Origin of the sequence: Tatumella saanichensis (genome assembly GCF_000439375.1) — a bacterium.
Lineage (GTDB): Bacteria > Pseudomonadota > Gammaproteobacteria > Enterobacterales > Enterobacteriaceae > Tatumella > Tatumella saanichensis.
Genome location: NZ_ATMI01000002.1, coordinates 1 through 23,908 on the forward strand (window position 1 = coordinate 1; position 23,908 = coordinate 23,908).

Annotated in this window: 24 protein-coding genes, 1 other RNA gene and 1 pseudogene; 11 read left to right on the forward strand and 15 right to left on the reverse strand. The window is 52.2% G+C overall.

Going from position 1 to position 23,908, the window contains the following annotated elements; translation table 11 throughout:
* Positions 1-261: 261 nt before the first annotated feature.
* Both rnpB and rsmI read right to left on the reverse strand, forming a co-directional pair.
* Positions 262-637, reverse strand: an RNA gene (gene rnpB, locus DW47_RS16610) — RNase P RNA component class A.
* A 33-nt stretch (positions 638-670) separates the two neighbouring features.
* Positions 671-1,546, reverse strand: coding sequence for a 16S rRNA (cytidine(1402)-2'-O)-methyltransferase (gene rsmI, locus DW47_RS0101150; protein ID WP_029684488.1), 876 nt, complete (start codon positions 1,544-1,546; stop codon positions 671-673).
* 62 nt (positions 1,547-1,608) lie between these two features.
* Here rsmI and DW47_RS0101155 point away from each other — a divergent pair, with 62 nt between their 5' ends.
* From DW47_RS0101155 to dolP, 4 genes are read left to right on the forward strand one after another with little or no spacing between them, the layout of a single operon-like run.
* Entirely contained in the window at positions 1,609-3,753 is a 2,145-nt protein-coding gene (locus tag DW47_RS0101155) for a penicillin-binding protein activator (RefSeq protein ID WP_029684489.1), read from the forward strand.
* A complete protein-coding gene (locus DW47_RS0101160) occupies positions 3,711-4,106 on the forward strand; it encodes a YraN family protein (protein ID WP_029684490.1) in 396 nt (131 codons plus the stop codon). The genes DW47_RS0101155 and DW47_RS0101160 overlap by 43 nt, the downstream gene beginning before the upstream one ends.
* A 15-nt stretch (positions 4,107-4,121) precedes the next feature.
* On the forward strand, positions 4,122-4,709 hold the full coding sequence (gene diaA / locus DW47_RS0101165) for a DnaA initiator-associating protein DiaA (RefSeq protein WP_029684492.1): 588 nt from the start codon (positions 4,122-4,124) through the stop codon (positions 4,707-4,709).
* 13 nt (positions 4,710-4,722) lie between these two features.
* Positions 4,723-5,292 carry a division/outer membrane stress-associated lipid-binding lipoprotein gene (gene dolP, locus DW47_RS0101170; protein ID WP_029684494.1) on the forward strand — a complete coding sequence of 190 codons (570 nt, stop codon included), beginning with the start codon at positions 4,723-4,725 and terminating at the stop codon, positions 5,290-5,292.
* A gap of 19 nt (positions 5,293-5,311) precedes the next feature.
* Here dolP and DW47_RS0101175 read toward each other — a convergent pair whose 3' ends face one another.
* Complete coding sequence (locus tag DW47_RS0101175) at positions 5,312-6,028, reverse strand: pirin family protein (RefSeq protein WP_029684495.1); 717 nt, start codon at positions 6,026-6,028, stop codon at positions 5,312-5,314.
* A gap of 105 nt (positions 6,029-6,133) precedes the next feature.
* Here DW47_RS0101175 and DW47_RS0101180 point away from each other — a divergent pair, with 105 nt between their 5' ends.
* Positions 6,134-7,048, forward strand: a complete 915-nt coding sequence (locus DW47_RS0101180; protein ID WP_029684496.1) for a LysR family transcriptional regulator — start codon at positions 6,134-6,136, stop codon at positions 7,046-7,048.
* A 33-nt stretch (positions 7,049-7,081) separates the two neighbouring features.
* Here the strand turns inward: DW47_RS0101180 and DW47_RS0101185 are convergent, their stop codons facing one another.
* The 8 genes from DW47_RS0101185 to DW47_RS0101220 form a co-directional block, all read right to left on the reverse strand.
* Complete coding sequence (locus tag DW47_RS0101185) at positions 7,082-8,062, reverse strand: glutathione S-transferase family protein (protein WP_029684497.1); 981 nt, start codon at positions 8,060-8,062, stop codon at positions 7,082-7,084.
* A 110-nt stretch (positions 8,063-8,172) separates the two neighbouring features.
* Positions 8,173-8,457, reverse strand: coding sequence for a YqjK-like family protein (locus DW47_RS0101190; RefSeq protein ID WP_029684498.1), 285 nt, complete (start codon positions 8,455-8,457; stop codon positions 8,173-8,175).
* A complete protein-coding gene (locus DW47_RS0101195; protein ID WP_029684499.1) occupies positions 8,454-8,852 on the reverse strand; it encodes a phage holin family protein in 399 nt (132 codons plus the stop codon). Before DW47_RS0101195 ends, DW47_RS0101190 begins: the two co-directional genes overlap by 4 nt.
* Before the next feature lie 2 nt (positions 8,853-8,854).
* Positions 8,855-9,160 carry an ElaB/YgaM/YqjD family protein gene (locus DW47_RS0101200; RefSeq protein WP_029684500.1) on the reverse strand — a complete coding sequence of 102 codons (306 nt, stop codon included), beginning with the start codon at positions 9,158-9,160 and terminating at the stop codon, positions 8,855-8,857.
* Between the two features lie 248 nt (positions 9,161-9,408).
* Positions 9,409-9,729: an EnvZ/OmpR regulon moderator MzrA gene (gene mzrA / locus DW47_RS0101205; RefSeq protein WP_084689013.1), complete on the reverse strand. Its 321-nt coding sequence runs from the start codon at positions 9,727-9,729 to the stop codon at positions 9,409-9,411.
* Entirely contained in the window at positions 9,729-10,400 is a 672-nt protein-coding gene (locus tag DW47_RS0101210) for a DedA family protein (RefSeq protein ID WP_029684502.1), read from the reverse strand. The genes mzrA and DW47_RS0101210 overlap by 1 nt, the downstream gene beginning before the upstream one ends.
* A 316-nt stretch (positions 10,401-10,716) precedes the next feature.
* Positions 10,717-11,985: a serine/threonine transporter SstT gene (sstT, locus tag DW47_RS0101215; protein ID WP_051150789.1), complete on the reverse strand. Its 1,269-nt coding sequence runs from the start codon at positions 11,983-11,985 to the stop codon at positions 10,717-10,719.
* Between the two features lie 241 nt (positions 11,986-12,226).
* Complete coding sequence (locus DW47_RS0101220) at positions 12,227-13,192, reverse strand: TerC family protein (RefSeq protein ID WP_029684504.1); 966 nt, start codon at positions 13,190-13,192, stop codon at positions 12,227-12,229.
* 336 nt (positions 13,193-13,528) lie between these two features.
* Between DW47_RS0101220 and DW47_RS0101225 the strand changes: the two genes are divergently transcribed.
* Positions 13,529-15,217: a chloride channel protein gene (locus tag DW47_RS0101225; protein WP_029684505.1), complete on the forward strand. Its 1,689-nt coding sequence runs from the start codon at positions 13,529-13,531 to the stop codon at positions 15,215-15,217.
* Between the two features lie 97 nt (positions 15,218-15,314).
* A complete protein-coding gene (rlmG, locus tag DW47_RS0101230) occupies positions 15,315-16,439 on the forward strand; it encodes a 23S rRNA (guanine(1835)-N(2))-methyltransferase RlmG (RefSeq protein ID WP_029684506.1) in 1,125 nt (374 codons plus the stop codon).
* Between the two features lie 49 nt (positions 16,440-16,488).
* On the opposite strand, the gene DW47_RS17625 is transcribed toward rlmG, so the two are convergent.
* Entirely contained in the window at positions 16,489-16,770 is a 282-nt protein-coding gene (locus DW47_RS17625; RefSeq protein WP_029684507.1) for a laccase domain-containing protein, read from the reverse strand.
* Between the two features lie 81 nt (positions 16,771-16,851).
* A pseudogene (locus DW47_RS16765) lies at positions 16,852-17,038 on the reverse strand (TetR/AcrR family transcriptional regulator); the annotation flags it as partial.
* A 160-nt stretch (positions 17,039-17,198) separates the two neighbouring features.
* Between DW47_RS16765 and DW47_RS0101245 the strand changes: the two are divergent.
* From DW47_RS0101245 to DW47_RS0101260, 4 genes are all read left to right on the forward strand, one after another.
* Complete coding sequence (locus tag DW47_RS0101245; RefSeq protein ID WP_029684508.1) at positions 17,199-17,906, forward strand: MFS transporter; 708 nt, start codon at positions 17,199-17,201, stop codon at positions 17,904-17,906.
* A gap of 71 nt (positions 17,907-17,977) precedes the next feature.
* The gene (locus DW47_RS0101250; protein ID WP_029684509.1) at positions 17,978-18,943 is read left to right on the forward strand and encodes an alpha/beta fold hydrolase; all 966 of its coding nucleotides are present in this window, start codon (positions 17,978-17,980) and stop codon (positions 18,941-18,943) included.
* Between the two features lie 487 nt (positions 18,944-19,430).
* Positions 19,431-20,234, forward strand: coding sequence for a 5'-nucleotidase, lipoprotein e(P4) family (locus DW47_RS0101255; RefSeq protein ID WP_029684510.1), 804 nt, complete (start codon positions 19,431-19,433; stop codon positions 20,232-20,234).
* 319 nt (positions 20,235-20,553) lie between these two features.
* Complete coding sequence (locus tag DW47_RS0101260; protein WP_029684511.1) at positions 20,554-21,975, forward strand: GGDEF domain-containing protein; 1,422 nt, start codon at positions 20,554-20,556, stop codon at positions 21,973-21,975.
* Here DW47_RS0101260 and ddlA read toward each other — a convergent pair.
* Both ddlA and DW47_RS0101270 read right to left on the reverse strand, forming a co-directional pair.
* Positions 21,972-23,072, reverse strand: coding sequence for a D-alanine--D-alanine ligase (gene ddlA / locus DW47_RS0101265; RefSeq protein WP_029684512.1), 1,101 nt, complete (start codon positions 23,070-23,072; stop codon positions 21,972-21,974). The two genes, DW47_RS0101260 and ddlA, sit on opposite strands and share 4 nt — an antisense overlap.
* Positions 23,073-23,191: 119 nt before the next feature.
* Positions 23,192-23,866, reverse strand: coding sequence for a Fe2+-dependent dioxygenase (locus DW47_RS0101270; RefSeq protein WP_029684513.1), 675 nt, complete (start codon positions 23,864-23,866; stop codon positions 23,192-23,194).
* Positions 23,867-23,908: the final 42 nt, after the last annotated feature.

The following is a 23,908-nucleotide window of genomic DNA, read 5'->3' on the forward strand; positions in this document are numbered from 1 at the left end:
AGTTAAAGCTGACTGGTAAGCCGCATTCTTTCATGAAGAGTGTCGTGGACAGGTCCACGACAGCCAGACGGGTTCGTTGCTGCTAAATTGCAAAAAGCAAAAACCCGCCGTAGCGGGTTTTCACAGAAAAAGTTGAAGCTGACCGGTAAGCCGCATTCTTTCATGAAGAGTGTCGTGGACAGGTCCACGACAGGCAGGCCACGCAGTCTTTTTTCGGAAGCAGAAAAGCAAAAACCCGCCGAAGCGGGTTTTTACAGAAAAAGTTGAAGCTGACCGGTAAGCCGGGTTCTGTCGTGGACAGTCATTCGTCTAGGCCAGCAATCGCTCACTGGCTCAAGCAGCCTACCCGGGTTCAGTACGGGCCGTACCATGTGAACCCCTATTTGGCCTTGCTCCGGGTGGAGTTTACCGTGCCACGGACTGTTGCCAGCCGCGCGGTGCGCTCTTACCGCACCCTTTCACCCTTACCTGATCCCGTAAAACGGGCCATCGGCGGTTTGCTCTCTGTTGCACTGGTCGTAGGCTTGCGCCTCCCAGGCGTTACCTGGCACCCTGCCCTATGGAGCCCGGACTTTCCTCCCCTCCGCCCGTCTCCCCGAAAGGACGACGACGAAGCGGCGACTGTCTGGTCAGCTTCGGCGGCGGATGATAGGGCATTTGCCACCGTTTGTCACGCGTCTTGGGGATCTTCCTGTTGATCAAGGGCATAACGGTAGAGCGCATTTTTCTTCACACCGTGAATTTCTGCGGTCAGGGCGGCCGCTTTTTTCAGCGGTAACTCGCGCTGTAACAGCCCCAGGGTGCGCAGGGCTTCCGGCGGCAGAGCTTCTGCATCGGCATGATAACCTTCAACAATCAGCACCATCTCACCCTTACGGCGATTGTCATCTTCCTGTACCCAAGCCAACAATTCTGCTACCGGCGCACCGTGGATATTCTCCCACGTTTTGGTGATCTCCCGGGCCAGCACTACATAACGATCCGCCCCCAACTCCTGCACCATATCGTGCAGGCAATCTATCAACCGGTGGGTAGATTCATAAAAAATCAGGGTTCGTGGTTCCTGAACCAGTGCCCGTAGGGTGTCACAGCGTCCTTTGGTTTTAGCCGGCAGAAACCCTTCGTAACAGAATCGATCAGAAGGTAGCCCAGCAGCGCTTAGGGCGGTGATCGCCGCACAGGCTCCAGGCAACGGCACCACTTTTACCCCTGCCGCACGGCACTGGGTAACCAAGTGATAGCCAGGATCGTTAATCAGCGGAGTACCGGCATCGGAAACCAGCGCTATACTTTGACCAGCCTGTAAGCGGCTTATCAGATACTCTGCTTTCTGCTGTTCATTGTGATCGTGGAGTGCGAACAGGCGCGCATTGATTGCGAAATGTTGTAGTAACATGCCAGTGTGGCGTGTATCTTCTGCGGCAATCAAGTCTGCATTTGACAGAACCGTCAGCGCACGTTGTGTGATATCGCCCAAGTTCCCGATAGGGGTTGGGACAATATAAAGCGTGCCGGCAGAAATCTCTGTCTGATCGTTTTGTTTCATTGTTTCATCCGAATTGCCGATTTAATATTAGGCGTTCTGAAAAAAACATAACCGGATACCGTATGCTTCTTTCAAAAGTGAATCGTCGTAAAGCAGGGCGTTTTGTTCCTGTCGTTCTGGCCGGGTTAATCCTGGCGGCCTGTAGTACCCCTCAGGCACCTCAGACCCCGCCAGTCAATCTTCAGGGGCCTCAGACGGGCAGCTCTGCTTTCTATCTGCAACAGATGCAGCATAGCAGTGATGATAGCAAGACCGACTGGCAATTACTCGCAATCCGCGCGTTAATCAACGAGGGGAAAGTGGCTGATGCCGGCAAACAGCTCAGTGCATTGCCACAGTCTCTGACCGCGACGCAGCAGCAGGAGCTCAGTTTACTGAAAGCGCAGTATGCGGTATCTACCCATAACAGTGTCGCCGCGATGCAGGCCCTGAAAACGACGGATATCAGTCAGTTATCCGCTGATCAGAAAAACCGTTATTACAGTACGGTGATTGCCGCCACCGGCTCACAGCCGACACTGGAAACGGTACGGGCCTATATTGCCCGCCAGCCGTTGTTGACCAATGGTGCTGAACAGCAGAAAAACATTGATGCCACTTGGCAGGCTCTGCGTACCATTCCACAGCAGCAATCCAGTAATTTCATGATCAATGCCAATGAGAATGTACTTCAGGGTTGGTTGGATTTGCTCGGTGTTTATGAACGCAGCAACAGTGATCAGGATGCATTGAAAGCCGGTGTGAAAGACTGGCAGACCCGCTACCCAGATAACCCTGCCGCCGCGCACTTACCTGTTGGTCTGCTGCAAAGCATGAATATGACACCGGCTTCGACTAATACCATTGCCTTATTGCTGCCACTCACCGGGCCTGCAGCGGTATTCTCGCAGGCTATCGAACAAGGGTTTGAGGATGCTCGTAATGGCGTACTCGCACAGAACAACGGTGCCGTAAATACTGCCCCAGTAGGCAGCGCCAACGCGCCAATCAGTGCCATGTCACCGGCACCTACTACCACGGCACCGACTAACGGTAGCAGTAACGGTGCTACTGAGACCAACGCAGCTTCTGGCGCGGCGGTCAGCCCGTCAGCCACGTCTTTACCGGGCACTCCAACTCAGGCACCGGTGAGCACGGCCAATGCCGCCCCTGCCGCGACCCCGCCTGCAACCGCAACACCGGTGACGTCAGGGGCGGGTATTCAGGCGGCACCGGCGAATAACCAAGCTCAGATCAAAGTGTATGACACTAACAGTCAGCCGGTGGCGCAGCTTCTGCAGCAGGCACAGAGTGATGGTGCGACATTGGTCGTCGGTCCACTGCTGAAAGAGAATGTGCAGTCTGTCGCAACAGCGCAAACACCGTTGAATATCTTGGCCCTCAATGAGCCAGATGGGCTACAGAATCACCCTAATATGTGCTATTTCGCGCTGTCACCGGAAGATGAAGCCCGTGATGCCGCTAACCATATGTGGGCACAAAATAAACGTATGCCGTTGCTGCTGGTACCGTCCAACAACTATGGTAACCGTGTCGCCGTAGCTTTCACCCAACAGTGGCAAAAACTGGGCGGCGGCCAGGTCGATGAACAGACTTTTGGCTCGGTTGCGGATCTCAAAGCGCGGATTAACAGCAACTCTGGCATCTCAATGACCGGTACCCCGGTGACCTTGCCATCCGCTTCGACGTCATCGTCTGCAGTGTCAGTTGCCGGTATGACCTTTGATGCACCACAGACTGCACCCGCTAGCAGCGGAACGGCCAGTGGTCCAATCGATTCTGTGTATATCGTGGCGAGCCAAAGTGAACTGGCGCTGCTAAAACCGATGATCACCATGAGCACTGGCTCTCGTAGCACTATCGCGCTTTATGCCAGCTCGCGCAGCGCCCAGTCTGGGGCAGGTCCTGATTTTCGTCTGGAAATGGATGGCCTTCAGTTCAGTGATATTCCTCTGCTCTCTGGCGCCAACCCGGCCCTGATGCAACAGGCGGTGGCGAAGTTTAATAATGACTACTCACTGGCCCGTCTGTACGCAATGGGTGTCGATGCCTGGACCTTGGCGAATCACTTCAGTCAGTTGCGTCAGAGCAGCAGTTATCAGATAAATGGCAATACTGGTATTCTGAGCGCCAGTCAGAATTGTGTGATCAACAGGACGTTGTCATGGAACCAGTATTCTCATGGGGAAATTGTGCCGGTACATTAAGCCGGATACTGACCGGCGGGTGGTATGAGCGCCGTGCTCGGCGCTTTCTCCAGCAGGCCGGTCTGAAATGGGTTGCCGGTAATGTACGTTATCGTGGCGGTGAAATTGACCTGATAATGCGCGATAAACTGTGCTGGGTATTTGTCGAGGTCAGGTACCGACGCAGTGCGCATTTCGGCGACGCAGCGGCCAGTATTACCCCCCATAAGCGCCGTTGTTTGCGGCGCGCAGCGGCAGTCTGGCTGTCCGCACGGCAACAAAGTTTTGCGACAAGTGATTGTCGTTTTGACATCATTGCAGTCACAGGGAATGAACTGCAATGGCTGCAAAACGCCTTCGATACCGATGAGTAATTACCAGGTGGTACTGTGCAGGAAAGAATTAAAGCATGTTTTACTGAGAGCATTCAGACGCAGATAGCGGCAGCCGAAGCCTTACCGGATGCGATTTCCCGGGCGGCATTGACGCTGGTTCAGTCATTACTAAACGGGCATAAGATCCTGAGCTGCGGTAATGGCGCTTCGGCGGCCAATGCACAGCATTTTACGGCCACCATGATTAATCATTTTGAAAATGAACGCCCCAGCCTACCGGCAGTCTCACTCAGTGCGGATAATATTATGCTGACCGCCATCGGCAACGACCGGCAGCATGACGAGATCTATGCCAAGCAGGTCCGGGCGTTAGGCCAGGCCGGTGATGTGTTACTGGCGATCTCCACCCGGGGTAACAGTCGTGATATCGTCAAAGCGGTAGAAGCCGCAGTGACCCGTGATATGACCATTGTGGCCTTGACCGGTTATGACGGGGGAGAACTGGCGGGCTTACTCGGACCTCATGATGTTGAAATACGTATTCCTTCGCACCGCAGTGCAAGGATCCAAGAAATGCACATGCTGACGGTTAATTGCTTGTGTGAGCTGATCGATAACACGTTATTTCCTCAGCAGGAATAATTAAGGAGTCTTCATGAAAATATTTTCAGCGTTAGCGCTGGTGCTGGCTGCCCTAATGCTTCAGGGATGTGCTGCTGTTGTGATAGGAAGTGCGGCGGTTGCGACAAAATCGGCGACTGATCCACGTACCGTGGGAACGCAGGTTGATGATGGAACCCTAGAGTTGCGTGTTGCTAATGCCTTAGCCACTAATGCCCAAGTAAAAGCGGCCCACGTGAATGCGATGGCTTATCAAGGCAAAGTACTACTGACCGGCGAAGCGCCGACTCAGGCAGTGGCGGATACCGCCAAAGATCTTGCCGCGAAGGTGGACGGGGCCGTTGAGGTGTACAATGAAATCCGTATTGGACCAAATGCCTCTTTGGGCACCTCGTCGACGGATACTTGGATCACCACCAAGGTTCGTTCACAGTTGCTGACCAGTGATAAAGTGAAGTCGTCAAATGTTAAAGTGACGACAGAACAAGGTGAAGTCTTCCTGATGGGGCTAGTGACAGCCCAGGAAGGACAGGCTGCGGCGGAAATTGCCAGTAAAGTCAGTGGAGTGACTCACGTTACTACTGCATTTACTGCGCCAAAATAACCTGACCCGAGGCAGCCGCTCAGGCTGCCTCGTCATTTTCTCCGCAGTCAATCAGCAGTATCTGTGTCTTTTCGCGGGCGACAATCGTCAACATTGGTTCTTCCCTTACCAACAACCCATCACCACATTGCAAAGACTGCGATGACTGAGGGGTCGTGACCGTCAGTCCCCCAAACACCGATTGCAAATAACAATGATGACCACCGATCTGTAGTTGGCGGGTTTCCCCAGGTACGCAGGTGATCTGGCTGATGTGGATTTGCTGACGCAGTTGTAAACTGTCGTCCTGCCCCTGTGGTGAGGCAATCAATACGCTTTGTCTATTTTCCGGCAGATGGCGCTGTTGTACGGCAGGCGCATTCTGCTGCGGGCAGGTGGCCAACCACAGCTGTAGACGAACCAGCTCTTGTGTCTGGCTAGCATTGCTTTCCTGCCAAATACTGTTGCCGGAGGCTGACAATAGCAGAGCATCGCCGGCAGCGGCGTGGGCGATTTGCCCATCATAGCTGCGGTATTCCGCTTCCCCTTGCAGGATCAGGTTTAACACGTCGACTTTAGGGTAACTGCGCGGCTGGAAAGTGGCCCCCGGTGCCAGCACTTCCTGATTAAGAACCTGCAGGTGACTGAAACCGAGTAATTCCGGGTCAAAGTAATGGCCGAAAGAGAAGCTGTATCGGGCCTTCAGCCAGCCGTAATCAGCGGTCCCGCATTTTTCTGCCTGTCGTAAGGTTAACATTGCGCCTCCCGGAATGGTTACTCTCATTTATCTTAAAGGGCTGGACGATGGATTGTTAGCCAGTTAATCTGCCTGCTCTGTTCAAATTTACTGAAAGAGACTCTGATGGTGAGAGAGCGGGCATTGACTCTGGAAGCGCTACGCGTGATGGATGCGATCGAACGCCGTGGCAGTTTTGCGGCGGCGGCGGACGAACTGGGTAGAGTCCCCTCGGCATTGAGCTATACCATGCAAAAGCTTGAAGAAGAGCTGGATGTGGTGCTTTTTGATCGCTCCGGTCATCGAACTAAATTTACCAATGTTGGTCGTCTGCTGTTAGAGCGGGGACGGGTACTGCTGGAGGCAGCGGATAAGCTGACCAACGATGCCGAAGCACTGGCCCGAGGTTGGGAAACGCAGCTCACCATCGTTACCGAAGCGCTAGTGCCCTGCGAACACCTGTTCCCGCTGGTAAATCGACTGGCGGAAAAAGCCAATACGCAGCTTTCTTTACAGACTGAGGTCTTGGCCGGTGCTTGGGAACGTCTTGATCAGGGTAAAGCCGATATTGTCGTGGCCCCGGCCATGCATTTTCGGACTTCAAGTGAAGTGAATACTCGCAAGCTTTATAGCATGATGAGTGTTTACGTAGCCAGCCCAGACCACCCGATCCACCAAGAGCCAGAGCCGTTATCGGAAACCACGCGGGTGAAATACCGTGGGATTGCGGTGGCAGATACTGCCCGTGAGCGGCCGGTCATCACCGTACAGTTACTGGATAAGCAGCAACGTTTGACCGTCAGTTCGCTGGCCGATAAACGTAAAGCCCTATTGGCAGGTCTTGGGGTCGCAACCATGCCCTGGCCATGGGTGGAAAAGGATGTTGCTGAAGGCCGCCTTAAAGTGGTCAGTCCGGAGTACAAAGGGGAAATTAACATCATTATGGCGTGGCGACGCGACAGTATGGGGGAAGCCAAAGCTTGGGCACTGCGCGAAATCCCACGCTTGCTGACCAAATACCAAACCTCTGCTTTATGGTGAGTGAACGGGCCGTATAAGCGGCCCGCCAGGTGATTATAGGGCATCTCGTTGGTGCGGGGCCAACCAATCATGGACCGGCGGACAAGGCAAAATACCGTAAGGATTAATCTGGCGGTGGCTAGCGTAATAGTGTTGGCGAATGTGCGCCAAACTGACGGTACTGGCAATGCCTGGCATTTGATAAACATCCCGCAGAAAGTCGTACAGTGCCGGATAATCGACGATCCGCCGTTGCTGGCATTTAAAGTGTGTCACATACACATCATCAAAACGAATCAAGGTAGTCCAAAGGCGGATATCCGCTTCGGTCAGCTGGTCACCGGTCAGATAGCGCCGAGTGGTAAGTAATGCCTCGGCTCGATCCAAGCCAGCAAAGACGCCACTGACTGCTTCATCATAGGCTTGCTGGGTCGTGGCAAACCCTGCTCGGTAAACGCCGTTATTGATCTGTGGGTAAACCCAGTCATTGATGTCATCAATCTCTGCCCGCAAAGCGTCAGGGTAATAATCAGTATTCTCCGCCCCGCAGGCTGCAAAGGCGCTGTTGAGCATCCGCAGTATATCGGCGGATTCGTTGCTGACGATGGTCTGCTGTTGTTTATCCCACAGTACCGGCACCGTGACGCGGGTAGTAGCCTGTGGGTCAGCTTTGAGGTAGAGCTGATAGAGATAATTCAGGTGGTAGTTGGGGTCACCCTCCGCGCCGGGAAAGTCGCGGTCAAAGGTCCAGCCATTTTCCAGCATCAGAGGATGAACGGAGGAGACCGTGAACACCTGCTGCAGCTGTTTTAATTCACGCATTAATAGGGTTCGGTGTGCCCACGGGCAGGCCAGTGATACATACAGATGATACCTGTCTTTTTCGGCGCGAAAGCCACCTTGGCCGGTCGGGCCAGCACTGCCATCGGCAGTGACCCAATGACGCCACTGAGACTGAGAGCGGACAAACTTACCGCCACTGGCTTTGGTGTCGTAGCCGACATCTAACCACTTACCTTGCTGAAGCATTCCCATGAAGTTCTCCTGAAATGGGGGAGTCTAAGGCAATACCAAATAGGTGTATCGCGCCGCTCAGGGTGCGATAAAAAAACAGCCAGCGCGTGGCTGGCTGTTCGATGACTCATTTAATGGCGGGGTAGCGCTTTGCGGATCATTCGCCAACTGCTCCACAGGCCGAAACCTCGTTTCGCCCAGCGGACTAGAAATTTAGGATGACGCAACGACCAAGCTGCCGCGATGCCGCTGCCGACCACGATATAACGGCGCAGGCCAATTACGGTATGCCACAGACTGTCATAGCGGCTGGTCAGCCGGTACCAGTCGCGTTCACTGGCTTTCAGATCCAGGCGTTGCTGCTGGATTTCCTCTAGCAACCGCTGCTTACGCCGTTCAATATCGCGACGGCTCATGACTGGCGATCCTCCAGTAATTTACGGTCGGTGGACAGTTCATCGCGAGAATGACGCAACAGGGTTGAACGCCGTGACTTCACGATGACCCATATCCCCATGATCAGTGCCAAGGCAAATAATACGCCGGTAGTGATACCGATGGCCATCAGACGATACTGCGGGTCAACGGCGACAATCACCAAGATCATTAGGCTCATCAGACCAAATGCGGTAAACAGCATGGTCAGCCCGACCAGCATTAACATCTGAACCAGATTGGCCTTTTCCTCTTCCAGCTCAACAATTGCCAGACGCACGCGCGTCTCAACAATGCTGACCAGAGTGGTGACCATGCGCTGACCGACGCTGATAATGCTTTTGCCCGGCCCTTCGTTGTGTGGAGTATTATCCATAATTATCGACGGGAAATTAGGATGCCGAACACCACACCGATAGCGGCACCAATACCGACACCGTGCCAAGGGTTTTCCTGCACATAGTCATGGGCTTTCTGTGCCGCTTCGCGGGTGGTTTCCGCCACTTGCTGGCCGGATTCGCCCAAGCTACCCCGGGCAGATTTCAGCGTCTCGCGAGCTTTTTTATGCAGTTTGTCGACTTCAGTTTTGGATTTGCTGCCAGCACCACTCAATACTTCTTCCAGTGTATCTGCCAGAGCAGACAGTTCAGCGCGCAGGTCCTTAGAATTTGGAAGATCAGCCATTTTAAATTCCTTATGATGAATGTGAGTTGGTTCCGTTTCCACAAATAAACGGGATGCTGTGCATGTCCTGCTATCGGGCCGCAACAGCCTGTACGCGGCAATCCCTGATAAAGTCGGTGACTGACAGGGGGCAGATTCAGTGCACATTTTCTGACTGTTTTACATAGTTATATGAGTATAGATAGCCTGGCGGGAAACTTCAAAGTTACCTCCAGACAAAGCCGGCGCTCACGGCTTCGGGGAAGGGATCACTGAGTCGAGTAGTCGGTGGTAAGGATATCTTTAAGGATGGATTCAGCCTGCGAGCGCTGGCTTTCATCCTCCAAGCAGATCACCAAACCGTCTGCTGCCGGAATGATACTTTTGATCAAAATACCCTGTGAGGTTAACTGCTGGTAGAGATAAAAACCGTCTGGCAGGCTAGCGCCTTTCTGAGTGATGCGGATACGCAGTACCGGATTCTCACGGCTGAAATCCGGTACTAGGTGGCGGCTGGTCATGGCAGCCAGCAGAATTAAGGTGATGGCAGGCAACAGCCATGGGCGGGCGATGCGGTGATGCCATTGCATTACAGTGGCTTGCCCCCTTGCTGAGAGCGTTTACGCCATAATACGTATAACGATCCAAACAGGCCAAACACCAACAACACTAAGGGCAGTAACATCAGACAAAACATCAGCTGATCTTCATATTTCTGGAACAGCGGCGTTTTCCCCAGCGCAAAACCGGCACTGGTCAGGATAAGTACCCACAGCAGTCCACTGATCCAGTTGAAGAATTGAAAGCGGGCACTGCTCAAACCAGAAATTCCGGCAATAGTCGGCAGCAGGGTACGCACAAAAGCAATAAAACGGCCCACCAGCAGGGCCGATAGGCCGTGGCGGTGGAACAGACGGTGGGCTCGTTCATGGTATTGTGCCGGCAGATGGGACAACCATTTTCGGACCAACGGCGTATTACTGAGCCATCGTCCTTGGATATAGCTGACCCAGCAACCGAGGCTGGCGGCCACCGTCAGCACACAGAGTGTCAGCGGAAAACCCATGGTACCTTTTGCAATCAGCACACCCACTAGGATCAGTAAACTGTCCCCAGGTAAAAAGGCCGCGGGGAGCAGACCGTTCTCCAGAAACAAAATAACGAATAAGATGCCGTAAATCGCCCACACCAGTGAGGGATCGGCCAGTGTTTCAAAATCTTGTTGCCAGAGTGCATGCAGTAAGGCTTGTAAGGTATCCATCAATGGTTCCTGACCCTCATAGTAATTCCCAGAAGAAGTCTTAAAGATAACGCATTCCCACGAACTGGGGGGATGAATTCGCCGACTTCTTGACAGCGCCCTGAGGCCTGGTGGCAGGCATGACAAAGGCGGAATAAGTGTAACAAATAATTATCAGTGACAATATACCCGACAGGGGCTCTGCTCAGGGTTTTCGTCAGTCTAACGCCAGTAAATCGCAATATTTACAAGGACTGACAATTGAAGGGAAATCAGAGTGGGCCAGCAGGTGGAGACAGGAACATGGGGAGAGTCGATGACCCTCCCCATGGGGTGTTTATTCGACGACTTTGTCAGCTTCAGCCGCGATGTTAGCATCGGAAGTCGCTTTTGCGGCGGCCTCTGCTTGGCAGACCGCTGCCGTGAACAGAATATCAGTGGAAGAGTTAAGGGCGGTTTCTGCGGAATCCTGCAGCACACTTATCAGGAAGCCAACCGCCACCACCTGCATGGCTGTATCATTAGGAATACCGAACATATTACAGGCTACCGGGATCAGTAATAGTGATCCACCGGCCACACCGGATGCACCACAGGCGCACAGTGAGGCGACCAGACTCAGCATCACCGCAGTCGGTAAGTCGACGGCGATATTCAGGGTATGGACCGCCGCTAATGTGAGAACGGTAATGGTCACCGATGCTCCAGCCATACTGATATTCGCGCCGAGTGGGATAGACACGGAGTAAGTATCCTCATCCAGATTCAGGCGTTTAGCAATAGCCATATTGACTGGAATATTGGCGGCAGAGCTGCGAGTAAAGAATGCGGTCACCCCACTTTCCCGTAGGCATAAGAACACCAACGGATAAGGGTTTCGCCGGATTTTCCAATACACCAGCATCGGATTGACCACCAGGGCCATGATCAGCATACAGCCCAGCAGTAGGGCCAGCAGTGAAGCGTAACTCCACAGAGCTGCGAAACCATTGGTTGCCAGAATTGAGGCGACCAGTCCAAAAATACCTATCGGTGCACAGCGAATGACTTTGCGTACCAGCCAGGTTACCGCAGCAGAGAGATCATTGAGGACGGTTCGGGTGGTGTTGCTACCGTGGCGGAATGCCAGTCCTAGGCCAATCGCCCAGACCAGGATGCCGATATAGTTGGCATTCAGCAGTGCATCCAGCGGGTTCACCACAATGCTCAGTAGCAGGCCCTGCAGGATAGCCTCAATGCCGCGTGGCGGGGCAATCCCCTGATGAATATCATTCAGGCTGAGTTGTTGCGGGAAGTGGAAGCTGGCGACCACGGCTACGACGGCCGCGAAGAAAGTGCTTAATAGATAGAGGGTAGCAATAGGGCGGATACTGGTTTTCTGCCCTTTGGCATGGTTAGCAATTGAGGAGATGACTAGCACCAGCACCAGTATGGGTGCTACCGCTTTTAGGGCTCGGACAAATAGCTCTCCTAACAGGCCTATGGCCTTTGCGCTGTCCGGAGAAATGATCGCCAGCAGGATCCCTGCCAGCAAGCCGATGATGATCTGTCCAACTAGATTGCCCGAGGTCAGCCAACGCATCGCTCGATGAGAAGTTTTAGTCATAGTAATTTTACTTATTTTTTATGGCGTTATCTTTCTTAGTCCGGCGATACCGAGCGTAAGAAACTGTGTGTCGCCCGAAAGTATAAGTAAAACCTATTGAGAATAAAGCAGAAATCCCCGAGTGGAATTTTTCCCGAGACAGAAAATGACAAAAATGATGATATTGATAGGATAAAATCAGCAAGTAATTAAAACAGACGAAATTATACAGGGGGATTTCATTCCCCTGTAGTAAATAATGTTATTGAAAGTTTTGTTCAGTGCGACGGTTTTTCCAGTGATTAATCGCCAAGGTCACCAGTAAAACGCCAGCAATCACTAACAATGAGAGTGCCGTCGGAATATGCCAGAGATCCAGCAGCAGCATTTTGATGCCGATAAACACTAATATCACCGCCAGCCCGTATTTCAATAACGAAAACCGTTTCGCGATCCCTGACAGCATAAAATACATGGCTCGCAGTCCGAGGATAGCGAACAGGTTAGAAGTTAGAACAATAAATGGGTCGGTGGTGACCGCGAAAATCGCTGGAATGCTGTCCACGGCGAAGATTACATCGCTAAGCTCCACCATAATCAGTGCCAGAAAGAGTGGTGTGGTGTAGCGCACGCCCTGCCGGTAAACAAAAAAGCGCTCACCTTCTAAGGTATCGGTGACACGCAGACGCCGACGCAACCAGCGTATCAGGGGCTTATCACTGGGTGAACTGTGGTCACTGCCACCAGGCAGCGCCATTTTGATGCCGGTTATCACCAGCAAAGCACCGAACAGGTAGAGGACCCAACTGAACTCGCTGACCAACCAACTGCCGGCGAAGATCATGGCGGTGCGCAGAATGATGGCACCTAAGACGCCGTACACCAGTACCCGCTGTTGCAGGGCAGGGGGCACCGCAAAGTAACTGAACAACATCAGCCAGACAAAGACATTATCCACTGCCAGCGCTTTCTCTAGCAGATACCCGGTGAGGAACGACAAGGTTTGGGCAGAGGCCACCTCTGCTCCGGCGTGCATGCGCAGATAGCCCCACAATGCGGCACTGAATGCCAGCGAGAGCAGTACCCAGACCAACGACCAGATAGCCGCCTGTTTAAAGGTCATTCCCCGCTGACTGCGCCGCCCCTGTAGACACAGGTCGAGCACTAACATCACCAGTATCACTACCACAAAAGCACCCCACAACAGAGGTGTGCCTACAGTCTGCATATTTATATCCTCAAATAAAAAACAGCCGGAGTCAGAAGACAGCGGCTGCGTTATTGCATCATAAGCAAACCTTACCTTCCGGCAAGGTCTCACTCACAACGCCGGATATCCGAGTTGCCTGACGACCGGTTGCGCAAACAACGTAATGACGATCGCTCAGCTTTGAAGTTACTCCCCTTTGCTTTTTAAGACTGGCATGTTCTGTTGAAAAATCAAGATACGTTATGAAATATATGGACATATTAAGGTGATGATTGGCACAGTTCTGGCTACAGATTGCCAGCAACTGGCTGGCGACATATCATAACCCCTTGTCTGTTTTGCCCCGGGGATACCGTGAAAGACACCCGACACGCACTTAACTGGAGTGCATTACTGATTGCGCTCCCTGCAGGAGTCGCGGGGGCGATGGTCACCCTTGGCTTCCGCTATACCCTAGAGTTTTTTAACCAACTGGTGTTTGGTCGCAGTGATGATATCACCCGAGCGATGCATGTCTGGCCATGGTTTGTCTGGCCACTGATCGTCGGTACAGGCGGTGTTATTGCCGGTCTGTTCCTGCGCTATGCCGTCAGTGTGGAAAAGACGCAATCGGTCAAAACCGACTATCTGGATGTGATCAATGCTCGGCTTGATGCGGTACCGACTCGGACGTCGCTGTTCCGGGCGTTCTCCTCTATTGCCAGTATTTCTAGCGGTGCCTCGGTAGGTAAAGAGGGGCCGATGGTGCAGTTGTCTGCGCTGTGCGGCAGTATCCTTGGCCGGTTGGTACCGGCTGCCCTGCAACTGAAAAACACAGACCTGGTGGCGATGGCCGCGGCGGCGGGACTGGCTTCGGTGTACCATGCGCCGCTGGCCTCGGCGATTTTTGTTGCTGAGGTGGCCTTTGGTATTTCTGCCTTGCAACGGCTGATCCCGTTGGTGATCGCTGCCGGGACCTCGGTGATGACCATGTGGCTGCTAGGCTACCGCTCCCCTTTATATCCCTTGTCTGATGTACAGTTTGTCATCAGTTTCTCCAGCCTCGGGTGGGTGATTGCGCTGGGCGTGATCGGTGGTCTGACCGGAGCCGGATTTATTACTCTGGCGGGACTGAGTAAAAAACAATTTGCCCGTATCCGTTCATTGCCTTGGCGACTGGGCGTCGGCGGCCTCTTGGTGGGCGGACTGGCGATTATCTCCACGGATATTTTGGGCAATGGCTATGATGTGATCCTTAATATTTTTCGCGGCCAGTATCTGTTTAGCGGCCTGTTACTGTTGCTGGTACTGAAACTGTTGGCGACCTGCTGCTCTATCGGCTCCTCAGCGGTCGGCGGGATGTTTACCCCTTCGCTATTGATTGGCGCATTGCTCGGTGCGCTGTTTAATGTATTGGCGGCCCAGTTGGGGATCGGTATCGAGTCGGGCTGGTTATATGCCGCCGTCGGCATGGGTGCAGTGCTAGCGGCGATCAGCCAAGCTCCACTGATGGCGATGCTGATGGTGATGGAGATGACCCTCAACAGTAGCTTACTGTTCCCGTTGATGATTGCCACGGTGCTGGCAACCATGGTGACCTATCGCCTTCAGTCAGCGGCGACTTATCCGTTGATCACCACTCACTTCTCGCGGGCAGAGGCCAAGTTCGATTTTGATAATACGTCCATTGATGAACTGATTATTCCCGGCGCGGCGGTATTGCCTGGATCGGCGGTCAGTGATGCGTTGGCGCTGAGTTCATTGCGTCGAGAGCGCTATGTGTATGTGATCAACGAGAGCGGGCGTTTCCTCGGCGTGGTGTCGGTACATGACATTGCCGCGGGGGTACTGGCGCAGAAAATCACTCCGGATTCGCCGGTCAGTGAAGTGATGGACCATGAGTTTCCTTTTGTTTGTCAGCACCAGAGCCTGCGGCAAGGCTGGGAGGCATTTGCCCAAGTGACGTTGGAGCGTCTGCCGGTACTGACTAATGAGACTGATCGCTACTTTCTCGGAGCACTGACCAAAACCAGCTTGGTGCGCAAAGCGGAAGCTTTTCTGTGAGCTGGTGGGGAGCAGGCAGTTGGGTTTATACGCTAAAGCCAGTATACTGCGCCCCTTTTCTGCACCCCCTGCTGAACCTGATCTGACCGGAGCCATCATGACCCTATTCGAAATGAGTGATTATTCACTTACCCTGCACCGTTTCCCGCGTACCGGTGATGATAATGCGCTACAGGCCTGGGATGCGGCGGATGAATATCTGTTAGATCAGGAGATCCCCACCGGTCCTGTGTTTGTGCTGAATGACAGCTTCGGAGCGCTGACCTGTGCACTGGTACAGCAGGGACGTCAGGTCTGGAATATCAGTGATTCATTGAACAGTCAGCAGGCAGCCGAAAAAAACCTAGCAGAAAACCAGTTGGACAGCAGTTTGGTGACCTATATCGATAGCCTGTCGGCATTGCCAATTACTCCGGCGGCCGTGCTGATCAAAGTCCCTAAAACCCTAGCGTTATTGGAACAGCAACTGGGTATGCTGCGCACGGTGATCACTGCCGAGACCGTGATTATCGGCGGTGCAAAAGCCAAAGATATCCATAACTCTACCCTGGCACTGTTTGAACGTATTATCGGTGACACCCGCACTTCGCTTGCGAAGAAAAAGGCTCGGCTGATTTTCAGCACCCTGACGGTTGAGCAGGTGAAACTGCGGGAGATTACCCTCAGTTGGCCGTTGGAAGGCACCCCGTATGTGATCCATAACCATGCCAATGTGTTCTCCCGCCAGTCGCTGGATATTGGGGCGCGCTTCTTTATGCGTCATCTGCCGCGAGGGCTGAGTGGTGACATAATCGACTTGGGGTGTGGTAATGGGGTAATTGGTATGACGGCGCTGGCATTGAACCCGGATGCGCGCATGCACTTTGTCGATGAATCCTGGATGGCAGTGGCCTCAGCGCGCCTGAATGTTGACACCAACCTCGGCCATGAGCGTGAGCGTTGTGAGTTTACGGTCAATAATGTGCTAAGTGGGTTTGCTGCCGACAGTTACTCGGCGGTACTGTGCAACCCGCCGTTCCACCAGCAGAATGCCATTACCGAGCACGTTGCATGGCAGATGTTCCGAGACGCTTTCCGTTGTCTGCACTACGGCGGTGAACTGCGTATCGTCGCGAACCGGCATCTTGACCATCAGGCCAAACTGAAAAAGCTGTTTGGTAACTGTGAAGTGGTTGGCTCTGATAGCAAATTTGTGGTGTTGCGCTCAGTGAGACTGCGCTAACAGGCTGTCTGCGGGGGATGTGACAGCCCCGCAGATGCTGCGACCTACTTTATGTGCCTGGCTGGGGCTGATGACCAATCCATGAAAAGCGTAACTGATAGCCTTCGTCAGTATGGGTATTGCGCCGGTAACTTGAGCCGGGGCTAGCCATACAGTAGGTACAGTACTTCAGATTATCGATGTGCGTCGCGGGTACCCCTGCGCGGATCAGCATGGCGGTTGCCATCGCCGGCAGATCCAACCAAAAACCGGGCTGAGTGATCGGCGCAGTTTCACGCACAGACGCTGGGTTTGACCGTGGCTGTGACGTGTGCGGTTCCGGCAGGCCCACCCATAGACATCCTTAATCTCATCGCCCCTCGCCGAACCGGCTTGCTGAAAGGTCGCCAGCGCCGTCTGTAATAGTCTCCTCAACCGCCTCGCCAAAAAGGGATGCTTTCGAGCCAAAAGCAGCATAAAAACTGGGCGCAGTGATCCCTTTCCCCATCACCGCTTTTAGTTGCGCAAGTGATGTATCCTCATAGCCCTGCTCCCAGAAAAGATGAATTGGCGCTATAACTGCGTTATCTCTCTCATTGCCTTGGTCTGCCTGTTCTCATCGTGTTGCCCCCCCTCAATATATACTGATCGATATAAAAAATGTTGACAGCCCGAACTTGCGAAGACAATATATGTACCGATCGATACAATATTTAGCAAAAATATCCACCACGATAAGCCCATATTCAAAGAAACATATAAATTAAAGGTTTATTTGATATGAAAGAAATTAAAGCTGATGGGACAGAAAGGTTACCCGTTCTGACGTTACTGGCACTGGCGATGACCGGTTTCATCTGTATATTGACCGAAATGATCCCTGCGGGGCTTTTGCCCAGCATAAGTGCCGGTCTTAATATATCCCCATCTATTGCTGGGCAGATGGTTAGCGCTTATGCGGCGGGTTCACTTCTGGCCGCCATTATTCTGTACACCTATCTAGCCCCTTTCCTGTATCAGTCAGGCCTTTCATCTAGCGTGGATGTTGTTCTGCTGGTTTTTGGCCTGTCAGCAATGGTCGGAATTTTCATGACAGGAAAAATGGTTGGCTCCGGCCTGGGGATCGCCGTGCTGCTTTCACTTTCAGTATTCACCCTTGTTTCAATCATCTTTGGTATTTCTTCCACGTCCCTTGTCGTGATTTATCTCGGAATAGCTGCCTGGGGCCTCACGTTCGGAGGCGCAGCGACATTACTGCAAACAGCCCTGGCAGATACCGCGGGTGAGCATGTTGATATTGTGCTTTCGATGAATGTTGTGACCTGGAATAGCGCTATCGCTCTAGGTGGTCTTATTGGCGGGCTTCTGCTTAGACATGAAGGGGCCAGCTCTTTACCTTGGGCTCTGGTTACCCTGTTGATCGTTGTTCTGATTATTGGCTTTCGTGCCAAGAGCCATGAATTCCCCGCAGGGAGCCGTCCTTCTTAAGCCATTTAACTTTATTTTTCAGGTGAGGGTCGATTGAACCTCACGTTATTTTCTTATCAGAGGTCTTAAAAATGAGTATCACGGAAAAGTTTACCCGCAACGCACCGTTCAGTTCTGACATGGTCAGCTCAATGGCCGTAGCTTCAGCACAGCCCGAAGAGTTCCCGTTACCGCAGGGGTTTTATAGTGGATACGAGACTATCGATGGGGTTCAATTGCATTATGTCAAAGGAGGGCAGGGCCCACTGGTTTATCTTGTTCATGGGTTTGGGCAATCTTGGTATGAATGGCATCAGTTGATGCCAGAACTGGCAAAAACACATACCGTAGTGGCTGTCGACCTGCCGGGTCTGGGATTGTCACAGCCGCCTGCCAGTTCGTATACTGGTGAGGATGTATCTGAATATCTTTATAAACTGGCAATTAACTTTAGTGGCGATAAAAAGTTCTCGCTTGTTGCCCATGATATCGGTATCTGGAACACATATCCAATGGCGGTAAAACACCAAGATAAAATAAACAAACTTATCTTTATGGAAGCACCAATCCCGGATAAACGTATGTATGATTTCCCTGCATTTTCTCCTGAAGGGGAATCGCTGGTATGGCACTTCAGTTTTTTTGCGGCCAAACAGCAACTGGCTGAAAAACTGATTAAAGGAAACGAAAAATTCTTCCTGACTCATTTCATTAAAGAACATGCCAGTAATAAAGAGGCTTTTACACCTAATCTGCTTGATATGTATGCAAAGTCTTATGCGAAACCGCATACTCTTACGGCGTCGTTCGAATATTACAGGGCATTAAATCAGTCTATTGAACAGAACAAAACGCTGGCTAAAGAGAAACTTACCATACCAGTGATGGCCATTGGCGGTGGTGGGCATGGCGGAATGGGACAGTTCCAGGTCGATCAAATGAAAGAATATGCAACGAATGTCGAAGGACATGTATTGGCTGGAGGTGGGCACTGGCTACCCGAGGAATGTCCGACCCAGTTGAATCCACTGGTTGTTAAGTTTATTAACGACCAATGATAGTCTCCTCTGTTTTCCATAAAAACTACGCTGTCGCGTAGTTTTTTTATCTTTAGGTATTTTCGGTTGAAGGTTAGATTTTAGCCTTAACGTACAATAATTTCCGATGTCCAAACGGTCCCCAATCAGCACCGGCAGGCCGTCTGCGGTGTAGACCACTACCGGCCGGCCATAACGGCTAAAGATTCCATCAGAAACCCCTTGCTTGGGTGGGTAATTTTCTTCTGCTTCACTGATCAGTGGGGTGTGACGCTGTTGTCCCCCTAGCGGGGGCGGCTGGTGGGCGCACACCCGATGGCAGAAATCCATGTTCAACCCAGTCCAGGGCATTAAGCAGAATCGACTGGCGAGCGTCAGGGGGCAGAGCAGACATAGGGATTTCCTGTGATAAGGTGGCGGGGCAGTATTTGCATTTTTCATCAAGATACTGTGATATTCAGGAGCGGGTCAATGATGACAATTCACAACAAAATAATGAGGATAACTGATGAATAAGCACTTACTGATGAGCTTACCGGCATTGGTGGTTTTAGGACTGACCGGCTGTGCCAGTAATAATAATGCCCAACAACGCCTCAATGATCAGACGGTCACGGCAGTGAACTGGACCCAGCAGTCCGGTGAATATCAGGCACTGACCTGGCAGGCCTTTAATCTGGCCACTCAAGCCTATGATCATGCGGCTTCCCTGACCGGCAAACCTAAAGCGGTGATTGTCGACCTCGACGAAACCATGCTGGATAACAGTGCCTATTCTGCTTGGCAGGCGAAAACCGGTCAGTCATTCAGTGATAAAACCTGGTCAGCGTGGACCCAAGCGCGTCAAGCCCGCGCTATTCCTGGAGCGGTAGAGTTTGCCCGCCACGTCGACAGTGAAGGCGGGACGGTGTTCTACGTTTCCAACCGTGATCAGAAAGATTACCAAGCGACGGTGGATAACCTTAATGCTCTCGGCTTCCCGGGGGTTAACCAGAACACTCTGCGTCTCAGCACTGATACCAGCAACAAGCAGGCACGTTTCAACCAAATCCTCGCCTCTGGCGTGAATGTCGTGCTGTATATCGGTGATAATCTAAATGATTTTGGCGGAGCGACTTGGCATCAAGATAATGCAACCCGTCGCGCCTTTGTCAGCAAGAATCACCGGCTGTTTGGCACTCAATTCATTATTTTGCCGAATGCAGAATACGGTGACTGGGAAAGCGGTTTGGCTCCAGGCTATAACAAACTGACAGACCAGCAAAAAATTGAGGTGCGTGAGCAGCAACTGCGTGCCTGGGACGGTAAATAATTCGGGTATCTCTTTGTCGGTGCTCGCCCGAGTACCGACATTTTTTCTTAACTGTTGATGTAAATTAATGTTAATCCTGCCAGAATAGTGCTGTTTTTAAGGAAAAATCTTATATCTGATCTATGGCTTGTGCCTGACACGGGACAGCGGTGACAGACAGGTTAACCGTTGAACAAGAGTGGAGCCCGAACCATACAGATATTTTCAGACAGTACATCGCCCGGCAATGGTTCAGCATATTAACAGGACGCTTCATCCCTACGAAACGATGACCTCCAGCGCTGACAGACATCTGGCCGGCGACAGTGGGGTAATTTGCATGACATTTAGGCTATTCAGTGAGAAAAAGAAAATTGCCAATCCGGTGATTGTATTTGTATTAACCCTGCTTCTTTGTTCATTGGGTAGTAATATGCGATTACCGATGGTGCTGTCACTGTTCTGGATCGTCAATGCTATTATTGCAGGCCTATTTCTGCGTAAACCCTGGCTGCATACCCTGCCTAACTATCTTGCCTGTTATGCCGGCATGGTCGCCAATGATTTTCTGTTTTCCGGCTGGGCGATGGCCTCGTTCAGCGTCAACCTCGCCAATATCATTTTTATCTTTATCACAGTGATGCTCCTCAGCCGTCTGCCTCCTTATCAGACCGGACAGGCCAATATACGTAATGTAATGATGATCCTACCGATCTGTTTACTGGCAGCGTTGGTCTCCGGCTGCTGGGGGGCGATTTTCTCTACAGGTATCACCGATGGTCAGGTCTTCTGGGTAACATTAAGTGCTTGGACCAGCGAGCAGTTCTCCACTGGGATCCTACTGCTACCGTTAATGCTAACCTTTACCCTAAAAAACAACTATCAATGGCGATTTAGCTCACTGCTGCCGTTAGGCACGGTCATTTTTCTGCTGATGATGGCAGTGATGTTCGGTGGGCCGGGCAGTCTGTCGATCCCGTTACCAGGGCTTATCTGGTGTGCACTGATCTTGCCGCTATCACTGACCTGCTTAATCACCTGTCTGATCGGCGCCATTGAGATCATACTGATTTATATGAATATTATTAGGGTAGGTTCCGGATTTATTCATTCTGATCTCACTCCGCTTGTCTCTATCCGCCTAGGAATTGCGGCGCTGGCGTTGGCGCCGTATATGGTGGCGTTAAGTATGGATGCCATCCGCAAGCTCAACAGTCAGCTGGCGATCCGTGCCAATTATGATTTTCTGACTCGGTTGCTGTCCCGCGCCGGTTTGTTTGACAGCCTCAGTAGCCAGCCTTTTATCCGTAATGGCACCCTGGGGCTGATCTTGCTGGATGTGGACTTTTTTAAATCTATCAACGACAACTACGGCCACGATGGTGGCGATCAGGTATTACGGGAAATTGGCCAACGGCTGAATAAGCAGATCCAACCCCACGAACGCTTATCGCGCTTCGGAGGTGAAGAGTTTGCTCTCGTGATTTTTGGCTGTGATGAGGCTTATCTCTATGTGCGTGCAGAAGCGCTACGTCAATGTGTGGCGGCGACGCCTTTTGCTCTGTCCCAGGGGGCGATCAATGTTACTGTTAGCTTGGGAACAGCAGTGGAAATTGCTGACTGTGATAACTCGTGGATCACGGTGATGAACCGCCTGGTGACCCGGGCGGATAAAAATCTGTATATCTCGAAACGTAATGGCAGGAATAAAACCTCCCCGGCCTGGCTGGAGATCGGCCAAGCCGGGGTGGTTAGCCTTTAGTGGTCAAAGGCGAGGGTCATTTCGGTATCTTGTTGATGGCGTTCGAGCGCCAATTCAATCAGACGGGTGATCAGATCCTGGTAACCGAGGCCGCTGGCCTGCCACAGTTTGGGGTACATACTGATATTCGTGAAGCCAGGTAGGGTATTGATCTCGTTGATGATGACCTGATTATCGGCGGTCAGGAACACATCAACACGGGCCATGCCACAGCACTCTAGGGCGCGAAATGCCTGCAGGGCAATATCACGAATATGGTCATCCATCTGCGCGTCCATCTGCGCCGGTACCACAACTTGCGCACCCTGTTCGTTAATATATTTGGTCTGGTAGGAGTAGAACTCGTCACTCAGGACGATCTCACCACAATGGCTGGCTTGTGGCTCATCATTGCCCAGCACCGCACACTCGATTTCACGTCCGACAATCCCTTTCTCAATCAGTACCTTGCGGTCATAACGGAAGGCTTCTTCCAGCGCAGGCTGGAACTCTTCCAGATTATGGACTTTGCTGACACCGACCGATGACCCTTGATTAGCCGGTTTGATAAACAGCGGCAGACCCAGCTCGGCAATGACGGCTTCTGCATTAATCTCATGTTGGCGGCTGCGGTGGGCGGTGATGAAGGGAGCGACCTGTAATCCGGCATCCCGTAATAGCCTTTTTGCGACTTCCTTATCCATACTCACCGCTGAACCCAGTACCCCGGAACCGATGAATGGCAGGTTGGCCATACGCAGCAGCCCCTGCAGAGAGCCATCTTCCCCTAGCGTCCCGTGGACAATAGGGAATATCACATCGACCTGCGGCAGCGACGTCGACTGGTGACGTTCAATCAGTTGCTGTTGCGCCTGACCAGGCACCAGCGCAACTTTCTGTGAAGATGCGGTTAATGCTATCTGTGATGGATCGGCGGCGTGCAGCAGAAAATCAGACTGCTGGTTAATCTGCCAGTGTCCCTGCTTATCAATCCCCAGAAGTACAACTTCAAATTTCGTTTTGTCGATGGCATCAATAATATTCTTGGCCGACTGTAAAGAGACCTGATGTTCAGCCGATTTCCCGCCAAAAATAATTCCTACACGTTGTTTTGTCATTCTGGTTTGCCTGAATAGCCTGGTACAAACCGACAACATACCATGCAGCGCAGGGGGACAACAGTGTTGCTCGTGATTCGGCGGCAGGTCAGACATTTTTCAGACAACGTAATTCCCTATTATTTATGGGCCCATTCCCGCAGCAGATTGTGGTAGAGGTGTAGTAGCGACACACTGACTTCTTGTACGCCCGTATTTTGATTCAGCTGGCGGATATTATCATCCAGTGAAATCAACATTGCTCGTTGCCTGTCATCGCGGATCATCGATTGGATCCACATAAAGGAGGCCAATCGTCTACCGGCGGTCACTGGTGTGACAGCGTGCAGGCTACCGGAAGGATAAAGCAGCATATCTCCGGCAGGCAGTTTTACCCGGTGCTCACCATAGGTGTCTTTAATCACCAGTTCACCGCCTTGGTATTCGTCCGGCTCTGATAGAAATAGGGTGGCGGAGATATCGGCACGCAGCCATTGATCGCCTTCGCGGCGCACGGCGCCATCGACATGAAAACCATAGCTGCCGCCCTGCTGATAACAGTTAAACAATGGAGCCGACAGGCCGACCGGTAAGGTGGCAGAGAAAAACGGCGCATGGCTGTTCAGCTTGTCTGACAGATACTGCTGTAGCGCCTGATAGTCGTCGCTGCGGGTATCGACCTGCATATTCGATTTTACCGCGGCACCTTGATGACCGGTGGTCACCCGACCATCGACCCACGGACAGTTAGCCAATTTTTCCCGCAGCCAATTTACTTCCTGCGGGGTCAGCAGACCGGAGAGAGTTTGCATCATTATGTTAGTTCCTAGAAATCGCCACCTGATCAACAGGTGGCG

Excerpts from the sequence above, each read along its gene's own strand:
- DW47_RS0101220 (WP_029684504.1), bottom strand. The coding sequence starts at position 13,192 with ATGCAGACTGTAGGCACACCTCTGTTGTGGGGTGCTTTTGTGGTAGTG.
- ddlA (WP_029684512.1), bottom strand. The coding sequence starts at position 23,072 with ATGACAAAACAACGTGTAGGAATTATTTTTGGCGGGAAATCGGCTGAA.
- DW47_RS0101270 (WP_029684513.1), bottom strand. The coding sequence starts at position 23,866 with ATGATGCAAACTCTCTCCGGTCTGCTGACCCCGCAGGAAGTAAATTGG.
- DW47_RS0101195 (WP_029684499.1), bottom strand. The coding sequence starts at position 8,852 with ATGGATAATACTCCACACAACGAAGGGCCGGGCAAAAGCATTATCAGC.
- DW47_RS0101190 (WP_029684498.1), bottom strand. The coding sequence starts at position 8,457 with ATGAGCCGTCGCGATATTGAACGGCGTAAGCAGCGGTTGCTAGAGGAA.
- sstT (WP_051150789.1), bottom strand. The coding sequence starts at position 11,985 with ATGACTAAAACTTCTCATCGAGCGATGCGTTGGCTGACCTCGGGCAAT.
- DW47_RS0101180 (WP_029684496.1), top strand. The coding sequence starts at position 6,134 with ATGGTGAGAGAGCGGGCATTGACTCTGGAAGCGCTACGCGTGATGGAT.
- DW47_RS0101245 (WP_029684508.1), top strand. The coding sequence starts at position 17,199 with ATGAAAGAAATTAAAGCTGATGGGACAGAAAGGTTACCCGTTCTGACG.
- rsmI (WP_029684488.1), bottom strand. The coding sequence starts at position 1,546 with ATGAAACAAAACGATCAGACAGAGATTTCTGCCGGCACGCTTTATATT.
- rlmG (WP_029684506.1), top strand. The coding sequence starts at position 15,315 with ATGACCCTATTCGAAATGAGTGATTATTCACTTACCCTGCACCGTTTC.
- DW47_RS0101175 (WP_029684495.1), bottom strand. The coding sequence starts at position 6,028 with ATGTTAACCTTACGACAGGCAGAAAAATGCGGGACCGCTGATTACGGC.
- DW47_RS0101185 (WP_029684497.1), bottom strand. The coding sequence starts at position 8,062 with ATGGGAATGCTTCAGCAAGGTAAGTGGTTAGATGTCGGCTACGACACC.
- DW47_RS0101210 (WP_029684502.1), bottom strand. The coding sequence starts at position 10,400 with ATGGATACCTTACAAGCCTTACTGCATGCACTCTGGCAACAAGATTTT.
- dolP (WP_029684494.1), top strand. The coding sequence starts at position 4,723 with ATGAAAATATTTTCAGCGTTAGCGCTGGTGCTGGCTGCCCTAATGCTT.
- DW47_RS0101200 (WP_029684500.1), bottom strand. The coding sequence starts at position 9,160 with ATGGCTGATCTTCCAAATTCTAAGGACCTGCGCGCTGAACTGTCTGCT.
- mzrA (WP_084689013.1), bottom strand. The coding sequence starts at position 9,729 with ATGCAATGGCATCACCGCATCGCCCGCCCATGGCTGTTGCCTGCCATC.
- DW47_RS0101260 (WP_029684511.1), top strand. The coding sequence starts at position 20,554 with ATGACATTTAGGCTATTCAGTGAGAAAAAGAAAATTGCCAATCCGGTG.
- DW47_RS0101255 (WP_029684510.1), top strand. The coding sequence starts at position 19,431 with ATGAATAAGCACTTACTGATGAGCTTACCGGCATTGGTGGTTTTAGGA.
- DW47_RS0101250 (WP_029684509.1), top strand. The coding sequence starts at position 17,978 with ATGAGTATCACGGAAAAGTTTACCCGCAACGCACCGTTCAGTTCTGAC.
- DW47_RS0101160 (WP_029684490.1), top strand. The coding sequence starts at position 3,711 with ATGGAACCAGTATTCTCATGGGGAAATTGTGCCGGTACATTAAGCCGG.
- DW47_RS0101155 (WP_029684489.1), top strand. The coding sequence starts at position 1,609 with ATGCTTCTTTCAAAAGTGAATCGTCGTAAAGCAGGGCGTTTTGTTCCT.